Annotated in this window: 9 protein-coding genes; 4 read left to right on the top strand and 5 right to left on the bottom strand. The window is 63.1% G+C overall.

The window, feature by feature from the left end; genetic code table 11:
* Positions 1-50 precede the first annotated feature (50 nt).
* The 3 genes from mpl to HBN63_RS09395 are packed head-to-tail and all read left to right on the top strand — an operon-like array spanning position 51 to position 2328.
* Complete coding sequence (gene mpl / locus HBN63_RS09405) at positions 51-1403, top strand: UDP-N-acetylmuramate:L-alanyl-gamma-D-glutamyl-meso-diaminopimelate ligase (protein WP_170049213.1); 1353 nt, start codon at positions 51-53, stop codon at positions 1401-1403.
* The gene (gene ubiX, locus HBN63_RS09400) at positions 1404-2036 is read left to right on the top strand and encodes a flavin prenyltransferase UbiX (protein ID WP_090255639.1); all 633 of its coding nucleotides are present in this window, start codon (positions 1404-1406) and stop codon (positions 2034-2036) included.
* A complete protein-coding gene (locus HBN63_RS09395) occupies positions 2029-2328 on the top strand; it encodes a YceK/YidQ family lipoprotein (protein ID WP_090255637.1) in 300 nt (99 codons plus the stop codon). The genes ubiX and HBN63_RS09395 overlap by 8 nt, the downstream gene beginning before the upstream one ends.
* 3 nt (positions 2329-2331) lie before the next feature.
* On the opposite strand, the gene HBN63_RS09390 is transcribed toward HBN63_RS09395, so the two are convergent.
* From HBN63_RS09390 to HBN63_RS09370, 5 genes are all read right to left on the bottom strand, one after another.
* Positions 2332-3198 carry an MBL fold metallo-hydrolase gene (locus tag HBN63_RS09390; RefSeq protein WP_170049212.1) on the bottom strand — a complete coding sequence of 289 codons (867 nt, stop codon included), beginning with the start codon at positions 3196-3198 and terminating at the stop codon, positions 2332-2334.
* Positions 3199-3374: 176 nt separating this feature from the next.
* A complete protein-coding gene (locus tag HBN63_RS09385; RefSeq protein ID WP_170049211.1) occupies positions 3375-4553 on the bottom strand; it encodes an acetyl-CoA C-acetyltransferase in 1179 nt (392 codons plus the stop codon).
* Between the two features lie 93 nt (positions 4554-4646).
* Positions 4647-6419, bottom strand: a complete 1773-nt coding sequence (locus tag HBN63_RS09380; protein ID WP_170049210.1) for an acyl-CoA dehydrogenase C-terminal domain-containing protein — start codon at positions 6417-6419, stop codon at positions 4647-4649.
* Between the two features lie 74 nt (positions 6420-6493).
* The gene (locus tag HBN63_RS09375; RefSeq protein ID WP_170049209.1) at positions 6494-7867 is read right to left on the bottom strand and encodes a solute carrier family 23 protein; all 1374 of its coding nucleotides are present in this window, start codon (positions 7865-7867) and stop codon (positions 6494-6496) included.
* A gap of 167 nt (positions 7868-8034) precedes the next feature.
* Entirely contained in the window at positions 8035-9657 is a 1623-nt protein-coding gene (locus HBN63_RS09370) for an acyl-CoA synthetase (RefSeq protein WP_170049208.1), read from the bottom strand.
* A gap of 234 nt (positions 9658-9891) precedes the next feature.
* Here HBN63_RS09370 and HBN63_RS09365 point away from each other — a divergent pair, with 234 nt between their 5' ends.
* The gene (locus HBN63_RS09365) at positions 9892-12189 is read left to right on the top strand and encodes a PAS domain S-box protein (protein WP_170049207.1); all 2298 of its coding nucleotides are present in this window, start codon (positions 9892-9894) and stop codon (positions 12187-12189) included.
* The last annotated feature ends 25 nt before the right edge of the window (positions 12190-12214 follow it).

Genomic DNA, 12214 nt, shown 5'->3' with positions numbered 1-12214 from the left:
TTTTTATCCCGCCTTATTCACCGGCTCTGACGACGCCTTCAAGGTAAATCATGCATATCCATATTCTCGGCATCTGCGGCACTTTTATGGGCTCGCTGGCCGTGCTGGCCAAGGAACTCGGTCACCGCGTGACCGGCTCCGACGCCAATGTCTACCCGCCTATGAGCACCCAGTTGGAGGCTCAGGGCATCGAACTGACCCAGGGCTATGACGCCGCCCAACTCGACCCCGCGCCGGACTTGGTGGTGGTTGGTAACGCCCTGTCGCGTGGCAACCCGGCGGTGGAGTATGTGCTGAACAAGGGCCTGCCCTACGTCAGCGGCCCGCAGTGGTTGGCCGACCATGTGCTGCAAGGCCGTTGGGTGATGGCGGTGGCCGGCACCCACGGCAAAACCAGCAGTTCTAGCATGCTGGCCTGGGTGCTGGAGCATGTCGGCATGAGCCCGGGCTTTTTGATTGGCGGCGTGCCACAGAACTTTGGTATCTCCGCGCGTCTCGGTGGCACGCCGTTCTTTGTGGTCGAGGCCGACGAGTACGACAGCGCCTTCTTCGACAAGCGCAGCAAGTTCGTCCACTACCGCCCGCGTACCGCGATCCTGAATAACCTGGAGTTTGATCACGCGGATATCTTCCCGGATCTGGCGGCTATCGAGCGGCAATTCCACCATCTGGTGCGCACTATTCCGGGTGATGGCCTGATCATTCATCCGACCACCGAACCTGCGCTTAAGCGGGTAATCGAGATGGGTTGCTGGACTCCGGTGCAAACCACAGGTGAAGGCGGTCAGTGGCAAGCGCGCCTGCTTAGCGCCGACGGCTCGCGCTTCGAGGTGAGTTTCGAAGGTAAAACCGCAGGCACCGTGGACTGGCAGTTGACCGGCCAGCACAACGTGGCCAATGCCCTGGCGGTACTGGCAGCGGCGCGGCATGTCGGCGTGGTGCCGGAGCTGGGCATCGCCGCGCTGTGCGGCTTTATCAACGCCAAGCGGCGCATGGAGAAGGTCGCCGAAGTGAAGGGTGTGACCATCTTCGATGACTTCGCCCACCACCCGACGGCGATTGCCACGACCCTGGATGGTCTGCGCAAACGCATCGGCGACGCCAAATTGATCGCCATCGTCGAGCCGCGTTCCAACTCGATGAAGCTCGGCGCGCACCGCGATGGCCTGCCGGAATCCGTGGTGCAGGCTGACTCGGTGTACTGGTACGCGCCGCCGAATCTCGGTTGGGATCTGGCTGGCACAGTAGCTACGTCGACCGTGCCGACTCAGGTCTGCGATTCCCTGGAAGCGATCATTGCAGGGGTCAAGGCAGAAGCGGCACCGGGCACCCAGGTCGTGGTGATGAGCAACGGCGGCTTTGGCGGCTTGCATGGCAAGTTGGCTGCGGCCTTGGAGGCATAAATGTCCGGTCCTGAACGTATTACCTTGGCTATGACGGGCGCGTCCGGCGCTCAATACGGCCTACGCCTGCTCGACTGCCTGGTGCAGGAAGAGCGCGAGGTGCACTTTCTGATTTCCAAGGCCGCACAGTTGGTCATGGCCACCGAAACGGATGTCAGCCTGCCGAGCAAACCGCAGGCCATGCAGGCATTCTTGAGCGAGTACACCGGCGCCGCGCCGGGGCAGATTCGCGTGTTTGGCAAAGAAGACTGGATGGCGCCGGCGGCCTCTGGCTCGGGTGCGCCCACTGCGATGGTGGTGGTGCCGTGCAGCACCGGCTCACTCTCGGCGATTGCCAATGGCGCCTGCAACAACCTTATTGAGCGCGCCGCCGACGTGGCCCTCAAGGAGCGTCGTCAATTGATTCTGGTACCGCGTGAGGCGCCGTTCTCCAGCATTCATTTGGAGAACATGCTCAAACTGTCGAACATGGGCGCGATTATCCTGCCGGCCGCTCCGGGCTTTTATCACCAGCCGCAGACCATTGATGACCTAGTGGATTTCGTCGTGGCGCGGATCCTCAACTGCCTGAGTATTCCCCAGGACATGCTGCCGCGTTGGGGTGAACATCATCAGATCAGCCCTGATGAATAAGCGGCTGAGTTGCCTCGTTCTGGGCCTGAGCCTGGCCCTGTCGCTCAGCGGTTGCGCCACGGTACGCACCCTGGATGCCGCCAAGCCCGATGCGCCGGTGGTGTACGCCGGCACACGGCTTAACCTGTATGCGCTGCAAGGCGGCTGCTGCGCCACGGACCGCTTCGGCGCCGAAGCCCCTGCGTATCCGGCGGCTGATCTGCCGGTCAGCGCATTGCTCGACACCTTGCTGCTGCCGCTGTCCCTGGCGACGGCCATTGGCTTGAATCTGGGAATCAGCGGCGGCCTTTAGGCATCAATCTGTCAGTTGGCAAACCTGCTCAGTGGCCTGCTGCACCGAATAGCGTCCTTTTTCATCACGGCTGATGCGGCCCATGGCGGTAGCGGGGTCGTGGGTGAACACCAACCGGCCGTTGCGGCTGAAGAGGTCGGCCAGCAGGGCTTCTTTCTCTTCGATCAGGCCTTCAGGGAAACGGTCGTAGCCCATGGTGATGGGCAGATGCACCCACGGCGCACCAGGGATCAGGTCGCCCGGGAATACCACCGGGCCGTCCGGCATGGCCACTTCCGGCAGCAGTTGGCCGGGCGTATGACCATCGCTCCAATGCAAACGCCAGTCTGCACCGAGCAGCTCGCAGTGTTCGGTTTCGTCGATCAGTTGTAGGCGGCCGCTGCCTTCCAGCAACTCCAGCAGTTCAGGGACGTAGGAGGCGCGGTCGCGGGCGTGTGGCTGGCAGGCGCGCAGCCACTGACGGCGACCGGTGATGAACTGTGCGTTGGGGAACAGCAAGCGCGCCGGCTGGCCTTCCTCCCACGCGGCGAGCAAGCCGCCGGCGTGGTCAAAGTGCAGGTGGGTGAGCACCACGATGTCGATGTCGGCATCACTCAGGCCGACAGCGGCCAGGCTGTCGAGCAGCACGTGGCGGTCTTCCTGCACGCCGAAGCGCTCTTTCAGATCAGGGCTGAAGAATGCGCCGATGCCGGTTTCGATGAGGATGTTGCGCGTCTCTTCTTGTACCAACAGGGCGCGGCAACCAAGGTCGATACGGTTCAGCTCATCCGGCGTCATCCAGCGTTGCCACAGGGCTTTGGGCGCGTTGCCAAACATCGCGCCGCCATCGAGTTTTTGGCTGTTGCCGGTCAGGGTGGTCAGGGTTCGCATGGTGGCTCTCTTGTTCTTGTCGGGGATAGCACGATGATCGATCAAGCCTGATCCACATAGGTAGATGTGGCCATTGGACGAAGGGCTGATGAGGCCGTTGATACCCGCAGGGTTTGACGTGGTGGATCGGTGAGGCGTGATCCACCCTACGCTGATCTCGGCGTTTGTTGCAGGCGCTAGCGCTCGATGGCCAGCGCCACGCCCTGGCCACCGCCGATGCACAGGGTCGCTAGGCCTTTGTGTACGTCGCGGCGGATCATCTCATGCACTAGGCTGACCAGAATACGACAGCCCGAAGCGCCGATGGGGTGGCCGAGGGCAATGGCACCGCCGTTGACGTTGACCTTGGCGCTGTCCCATTGCAATTCGCGGCCGACGGCGATGGCTTGAGCGGCGAAGGCTTCGTTGGCTTCGATCAGGTCAAGTTGCTCCAGGCTCCAGCCGGCTTTTTCCAGGGCGCGACAAGTGGCAAACACCGGGCCGATGCCCATGATCGCCGGATCGACACCGGCACTAGCATGGGCTTTGATCCGCGCCAGAATCGGTAGGCCCATGGCCTGCGCTTTGCCTTCGCTCATCAGCAGCACCGCAGCGGCCCCGTCGTTCAAGGCTGAGGCATTGCCGGCGGTGACGCTGCCGTCGCGTTTGAAGGCCGGACGCAGTTGGCTAAGGCTCTGCAAGGTGGTGCTGGGGCGCGGTTGTTCGTCGGTGCTCACCAGCAGGCTGTCGCCTTTGCGCTGGGCGACGGCAATTGGCGTGATCTGCGAAACAAAACGTCCCGCTTCGAGGGCGGCGCAGGCACGCAGTTGCGAGTGAGCGGCGAAGGCGTCCTGCTCGCTGCGGCTGATGCCGTATTGCTCGGCCAGGTTCTCGGCGGTGATGCCCATGTGGTAATCGTTGAAGGCATCCCACAAGCCATCGTGGATCATCGTATCGAGCAACTGCCCGTGGCCCATGCGCAGGCCGGCGCGCGAATTGTGCAGCACATGCGGTGCCTGACTCATGTTCTCCTGTCCGCCAGCGATGATCACCTCGGCATCGCCACAGCGAATGGCCTGGGCGGCCATGATCACGGCTTTCAGCCCCGAGCCGCAGACCTTGTTCAGGGTCAGCGCCGGTACGGTGTGCGGCAGGCCCGCGCGGATCACGCTTTGCCGCGCGGGGTTCTGTCCTGCACCTGCGGTCAGCACCTGGCCGAGGATCACTTCATCGATCTGCTGCGCTGGCAAACCGGTGTCCTGCAGCAGGCGACGGATCACCGCCGCACCCAGATCGACCGCGCTGACGCTGCTCAATGCGCCGCCGAAGGCTCCGATGGGCGTGCGGGTGGCGGCGACGATGACGACTTCTTGCATGATGATTTTCTACCTCGAATAAAAAAGCGCGACGCTCACTACGAACGCCGCGCAAACGCTCAACTGGGTGGGCGACTGCTCGTCGCCCGTTGTTTAGAACTGTTCGGCGGCCAGGCCATACAGGGCGTCGCTGCCCGCGCGGATGCTGTCCTCCAGGCCCAAGATGCGCGGCAGCAGGCGGGCGAAGAAGAACGCGGCGGTGGCCAGTTTGGCGCTGTAAAACGCCTCGTCCTCGGCGCGTTTGGCCTGCGCCACGGCTGCCATGCGCGCCCACATCCAGGCGTAGGCGGTGTAGCCGAACAGGTGCAGGTACTCCACCGAGGCCGCACCGGTCTCGTGGGGGTTGCTGGTGCTGCGTCGTTGCAGCCAAGCGCTGAGGTTTTCCAGGCGTTCCACCGCGTCGAGCAGTTCAACGGCATAAGGGCTGCCGGGTTGCTCGGCAAACCGGCGGATCTCAGCGGTGAACTGGCGCAGCGCCACGCCGCCGTTGGCGATGACTTTGCGCCCGAGCAGATCGAGGGCCTGAATACCGTTGGTGCCTTCGTAGATTTGCGCGATGCGCACATCACGCACCAACTGTTCCTGGCCCCACTCGCGGATGTAACCGTGGCCGCCGAAGACCTGCTGGCCGTGGATGCAGCTGTCCAGCCCGGTGTCGGTGAAGAACGCCTTGGCCACCGGCGTGAGCAGCGCCACCAGGGTTTCAGCGTGCTGTTGTTCGGCGCTGTCGTCGCTGAACTTGGCGAGGTCGAGTTGCTTGCCAACGTAGCAGGCAAAGGCGCGCCCGCCTTCGGTCATGGCTTTCATGCTCAGCAGCATGCGCCGCACATCGGCGTGCACGATGATCGGGTCGGCGGCTTTGTCCGGTGACTGTGGACCGCAGGCCGCACGGCTTTGTAAGCGCTCGCAGGCGTAATCGCGGGCCGCCTGGTAAGACGCTTCGGCACAACCAATACCCTGAATGCCGATGGACAGGCGTTCGTAATTCATCATGGTGAACATCGCCGCCAGGCCCTTATTCGGCTCGCCGATCAGGTAGCCCGTGGCACCGTCGAAGTTCATCACGCAGGTGGCCGATGCCTTGATGCCCATCTTGTGTTCAATCGAGCCGCAGCTTACGGCGTTATGTACACCGAGGCTGCCGTCAGCGTTGACCTGTACTTTGGGCACCAGAAACAGCGAGATGCCGCGCGCCCCGGCGGGGGCATCGGGCAGTTTGGCCAGCACCAAGTGGATGATGTTTTCGGTGAGGTCCTGCTCGCCGCCGGTGATAAAGATCTTGCTGCCGCTGATGCGGTAGCTGCCGTCGGCTTGCGCTTCGGCGCGCGTACGGATCAGGCCCAGATCGGTACCGGCGTGGGCTTCGGTCAGGCACATGGAACCGGCCCAACGGCCCTCGTACATCGGCGGCAGGTAGGTACTCTTCAGTTGTTCACTGGCGTGGGCGTCGATGGCCAGGCACGCGCCGGAACTCAGCGCGGAATACAGGGCAAAGCTGGAGCCGGCACCGTAGAGCATTTCTTCAAAGGCCACGGCGAGCATCTTGGGCATGCCCATGCCGCCATACGCCGGGTTGCCGGACAACCCAACCCAGCCGCCTTCGATATACGTGGCATAGGCCTCTTTGAAGCCCGCCGGGGTGCGCACCTCGCCCGCGTGCCACTGCGCGCCTTCTTCATCACCGCTGCGGTTGAGCGGGGCGATCAGGCTGCTGGTGACTTTGCCAGCTTCTTCCAGAATGGCGTCGGCGGTGTCGGCATCCACCGTCTCAGCCAGGGCTGGCAGGCGCGCCCACAGGCTGGGAGCCTCGAAGACGTCATGCAGGACAAAGCGCAAATCGCGCAACGGGGCAGTGTACTGGGGCATCGGCAGGTTCTCGCACAGATGCCGCGCAGGGCGCGGCGAGTGTTAAAAAAAGCCCGCCGAAGCGGGCCTGAGGGTCAATCGGCCTCGGCTTGGCCATTGACTGGAGGTTTAGCGGTGGTGAATTTGAGCAGGTGCGTGCGCTCCACCAGGATGTACAGCGCCGCACCGGCCGCCAGGCCCCAGCCAGCGCCGTAGACGGCCAGCACCACACCCATGGTGCCGGCGATGCCGCGCTCGGTGTTGTTGCTCAGCTGCTCGAAACCCACCATCAGGCAGATGTAACCGGTGAGGATCAGCGTCAGTGACAGGGCAATCGGCAGCACCGGTTGGAAGAAACTCACCAGTGGCAGCATAAACAGCGCAATAAACCCGGTGATCCAGAAGGTGCCCGCGCCGCTATAGATCGAGTCCATGGCTTTGCGGCCGTACTTGTAACGCTCGGCCATGGTCGCAGCGACGGCCGTCCACAGTGGCCCGGCCAGGCCTGGGTACGGGGCGAAGAAGGCATGCAGGGCGTTACGGATGGCGGTGACCAGATGCACACGGTCGATGTTGTTTTCGATCACTTCATCGGTGCGCAGCTCATCGGCGCGTTGCATCAATGACTGACCGACGATGATGTCGCCAAAGGCAATCACGTAGGCGATCACCGCGGTGGGCACCGCCAGCAGGAACACATCCAGACCTGGGAAACCAACGCTGAACGGCAGGTAGTTCCACATCTCGCCGAAGGCCGGTGCGGTGATGCCGAATTTCACGTCAGGCATCTTGTATTCGCCGACGGCAATGCCGATGAAAATGGCGATCAACATGCCCGGCACCATGCCGTAGTTGACGATTTTGCGCGCCAGCGGCAGGCGCTCGGTGAGGCCTTTGAACGACACCGAGAACATCAGGTACAGGCAGATCAGGCTGCCGATCACCAGCGAAATCGGCGTGTTGGCCAGGCGGCCGCCGGTGGAGATTTCACCCATCAGCGCGGCGATACCTGCACCGATGATGATGCCGCCCTTCATCGAGTTGGGGATCAGGCGCACCAGGGTGCTGCCCAAGCGTGTGACACCCAGAATCAGGAAGATCAGGAACACCAGAAACTGCAGGGCAAACAGCGCCTGAATCGCCTCCGGGCCTGGTTTGAAATTACCGAGAAACAACAGCACCACCGGGATGCCCGGAGTGATCCAGCCCGGCACCATGGGCACACCGAGCAGGGCTGGCAACATAAAGCCGATACCACACACCACGACATAGGCCAGGGCTACGTCGTAAGGCAGGCCGAGGTATTTTTCCAGCAGGGGGATCATGGCCAGGCTGACCACAAACATGATCAGCGCTTGCAGCATCTCCGCGGTTTCCCAGCGGTAGTGGACAAAGGGCAGGCGTACCTTGAACGGGCCAACAGGCCAGTGCGGTTGTTCATCGCCGTCGCGACGTTTGAAAATTTGCATAAAGGTTCTCCGTCGGCCGCCAGGGCCGGTTCTTGTTGTTGTGCAAACGGTGTGTTCTTGCCGTAGCCCGGATGCAATCCGGGGAACCCGAATCGCTGTTCCCGGATTGCATCCGGGCTACGTGCTTTAATGGCGATGTTCGCGGCTAAAGCCCTTTCCACAATGGTTCAGAGGGCTTTGGCCATATCGCGCAGGACAAACTTCTGAATCTTGCCGGTGCTGGTTTTCGGCAGTTGGGTGAAGACCACGGTCTTCGGCACCTTGAAGCCCGCCAGGTGCTCGCGACAGAAGCTGATCACCTCGGCCTCGCTCACGGCCTGCTGGTCGGCCTTGAGGGTGATGAAGGCGCAGGGCGTTTCGCCCCATTTTTCATCTGGGCGGGCGACTACGGCGGCTTCGAGAACCGCCGGGTGGCGATAGAGCACACCCTCGACCTCGATGGTGGAGATGTTCTCGCCACCGGAGATGATGATGTCCTTGAGGCGGTCGCGGATTTCCACGTAGCCGTCCGGGTGGCACACGGCCAAGTCGCCGGTGTGGAACCAATCACCGGCAAAGGCTTCAGCGGTGGCGCTGGGGTTTTTCAGGTAGCCCTTCATCACCGTGTTGCCGCGCATGAAGATCTCGCCAATGGTTTCGCCATCACGCGGGGTCGGCTCCAGGCTTTTCGGGTCGGCCACCATCAGCCCTTCCAAGGTCGGGTAGCGCACGCCTTGGCGTGCTTTGATCGTTGCGCGCTCATCAAGCGGCAGGGCGTCCCACTCGGCATGCCAGGCGCACAGGGTCACTGGGCCGTAGACCTCGGTGAGGCCGTAGACGTGGGTGACGTGGATGCCCATTTCCTCGACCGCGCCGATGACTTTTGCGGGCGGCGCAGCGCCGGCGACCATGGCCTTGACCGGGTGATCGATGGCGGCTTTGGCTTCGGCCGGCATGTTGACCAGGGCGTTAAGCACAATCGGCGCGCCGCACAGGTGGGTGACTTGCTCGGCACGAATCAGCGTGAGGATTTTTGCCGGATCAACGCGGCGCAGAAACACATGCACGCCCGCCAGCGCCGTGATGGTCCACGGGTAGCACCAGCCGTTGCAATGGAACATCGGCAGGGTCCACAGGTACACCGGGTGGTTGCCCATGGCCCAGGTCATCTGGTTGCCCAGCGAGTTCAGGTAGGCACCACGGTGGTGATAGACCATGCCCTTGGGGTTGCCGGTGGTGCCGGAGGTGTAGTTGAGGCTGATCGCCTGCCACTCGTCATCTGGCCACTGCCAGGCAAACTGCGGGTCACCTTCGGCGAGAAAGGCTTCGTAATCGAGGTCGCTGATGGCCTGGCCTTCGCCGTATTCCGGGTCGTCCACGTCGATCACCAGCGGCGGGTGATCGAGCATGCCGACGGCGGCGTGGATTACTTCATGGAACTCGCGGTCGGTGATCAGCACCTTGGCTTCGCCGTGTTGCAGCATGAATGCGATGGCTTCGGCATCCAGGCGCACGTTGAGCGGGTTGAGCACCGCGCCAATCATCGGCACACCGAAATGCGCTTCGAGCATCTGCGGAATGTTCGGCAGCATCACCGCCACCGTGTCGCCTTTGCCAATGCCACGACCGGCCAGCGCTGAAGCCAAGCGCCGGCAGCGGGCGTAGGTTTCGCGCCAGGTGCGACGAATCGAGCCGTGCACCACCGCCGGGTAGTGCGGGTACACGCTGGCGGTACGCTCGATAAAGCTTAGGGGCGAGAGGGCGATATGGTTGACGGCAGCGGGCTCAAGGCCCTGTTCGTAGATCGACATGCGAATACCCACAGCAGGTTGGATGCTCGGGCCATGCAGCAGTTAGTCTTAGCGGCGGCCCGGTATTGTTCTGGGTGTATTTATATAGATCCCGTGTTTTATATGGAAGTTAAACCATAGTTGTATAGTATCTTTGCTATACCTGGCGCGACCTATTAGCCCTTGGTCGCTTTGCAATTGCTTGTGCTTTGAGTGGATGCTCGCCGCCACTGGCTGCAAGGAACACAAACCCGGATGAATGAAATCTCTGTGCAGCTGCACAGCTGGCTGTGCATGCAGCGTGAAAGCCTGCCCCTGGCCATGCGTGCCGATGCGTTGTTGCGCGCCTTGCAGGCCTGCCCTGAGGTGCGTCAGGCGTACTTTTTGCGCTGGCAGGCTGGCACCGCGATCTACAGCCATGAAGGCCGCGCGCCGCATTTACCGCCCGGTTTTGGTGACCCGTTGCAAACCAGCGATCAGGCGCTGTGGGCGCGCTTGCACGCGCAGCCCCGGCTGAGCCTGAGCGAATTGCGCCAACTGCCGTGCTGGTTGGCCGGACGGGTACGCCGCGCGGGTCTCAGTCACGGCCAGGCGCTGGCGTTGTCGCTGGATGACGGGCACCACGACCTGCTGCTGCTTGAGCTGCACGAACACGCCGGCAGTGACTGGCTTGATCTGCTGCACGCCATGCTCCAGGCCCTGCTAGCCAGCCTGCCGCAGCAAGCCCGTGGCAGCCTGCTACTCGGCAGTGACCCGCAGCCCAGCCTGTTGCTGGACATCGACGCCCAGCCCCTGCAACTGAACGCCGCCATGCACGAGTGGCTGAGTGCGCATAACCTGCCTGCCGTGGCCGATCTGTTGCCCGTGAACACCGCGCAACTGGTGCGCGCCTGCCTGCAACAAGGACGGGCGATTGACGGCGTAGAGGCACAAGTGGCCGGCCACGTGCTGATCTGGCTGTTTATGCCCGACCCGGCCGAGCAACAGGTGCTGGCCCGCTGCCGGGTCGCCACCGCGCAGGTGCAGACCGAGCGTGAAGCGCTCAAGGCCAGTCGGCTGTACCGGCTGATCACCGAAAACACCACCGACCTGATTTCCCGGCACACCCCCGACGGACACTTTCTCGACGCCTCGCCCGCGAGCTGGACGCTGCTCGGCTTCTGGCCGGAAACCCTGCGCGGCACGCCGGTGCAGGCGCTGTTTCATGAGCATGACCGCCAGCACCTGATCGACAGCACCCGCGAGGCGCTGGAGCAAGACGGCTACCACACCATGACCTACCGCATCCGCCACCGCGACGGCCATTACCTGTGGTTTGAAACCGCCAGCCGGGCTATCCGCGAAACCTACACCGGCGCGGTGGTGGAGGTGGTCAGCGTGTCGCGCGATATCACCGCCCGCGTGCTGGCCGAAGAGAACAAGCGCCGCCTCGCGGAAGTGGTGGAGGCCAACACCGACTTGGTGCTGTTTATCGACCCGGACGGGCAACTCACGCACCTCAACCCGTCGGCGCGTCACGCCCTGAACATCGACGAACAGCAAGCCCTGCCAGCCCTCGACCAGTTGCTCGCCCAGGACGATCTGCAACGCTTGCGCAACGGCGGCTGGCATACAGCCGACAGTCAGGGCGTGTGGAGTGCCGAGGCGCGCCTGCTGCCGCTGGGCCTGCGTGCGCCCTTGCCGGTGTCGCTGGTGCTGTTGGCGCACCGTGGGCGCGATGGTGAGCATTACTACTCACTGGTCGCGCGCGACATGACCGAGCGCGAACTGCGCGAAGCTCAACAACGTCGCCATCAGGATGAACTGGCCCACACCGCGCGGCTGGTCACCCTGGGTGAGTTGGCCAGTGGCATTGCCCATGAAATCAATCAGCCGCTCGCGGCGGTGGTCAACTACGCCAGCGCTAGCCAGCGTTACCTCAAAGCGCTGGGCTCCAACCCCGACGCGCCCAGCAAGGTGGCGCAAGGGCTGGAGCGCATCACCGAGCACGCCAACCACGCCTCGGAGGTGATCAAGCGCCTGCGCGCCTTCCTGCGCAAAGGCCAGCGCCGCACCCAGGCGCTGGATATCGCCAGCGTCGCGCGTGAGGCCGTGCGCCTGTGCCAATGGGAGGCGAGCAACTGGCAGGTGAGCATCGTCGAGCAAGTAAGCGAACAGCTGCCGCCGGTGTATGCCGACCGCATCCTCATCGAACAGGTGCTGCTCAACCTGCTGCGCAATGCGATTGATGCCAACCGCGAGGCCCATCCGGGCCAGCCGTCGCGCATCGAACTGCGCGCCAGCGAACAGGCTGGGCAACTCTGTGTGCAGGTGTGGGATCAGGGGCCGGGCGTGGCGCAGGGCGAGTTGGAACACATTTTCACCCCGTTCTACACCAGCAAGGCCGAAGGTCTGGGGCTGGGTCTGTCGATGAGCCGCAGTATCATCGAGGGCTTCGGTGGCGCGCTGGAGGCTCTGCCCGGTGCCGCCGGGGGGCTGTGTTTAGAGTGTCGCCTGCCGCTGTTGCGCGGTGAAGACGCCGAGCGCAATGAACGTGGCGAAGCCAAGGCATAACAATAAAAGGAGCAGGGCATGAGCC

Origin of the sequence: Pseudomonas sp. WS 5011 (assembly GCF_012985775.1) — a bacterium.
In the GTDB taxonomy this organism is placed as follows: Bacteria; Pseudomonadota; Gammaproteobacteria; order Pseudomonadales; family Pseudomonadaceae; genus Aquipseudomonas; species Aquipseudomonas peli.
Note: the sequence above shows the minus strand (reverse complement) of the source record. Positions and strands in the feature narration are given on the sequence as shown.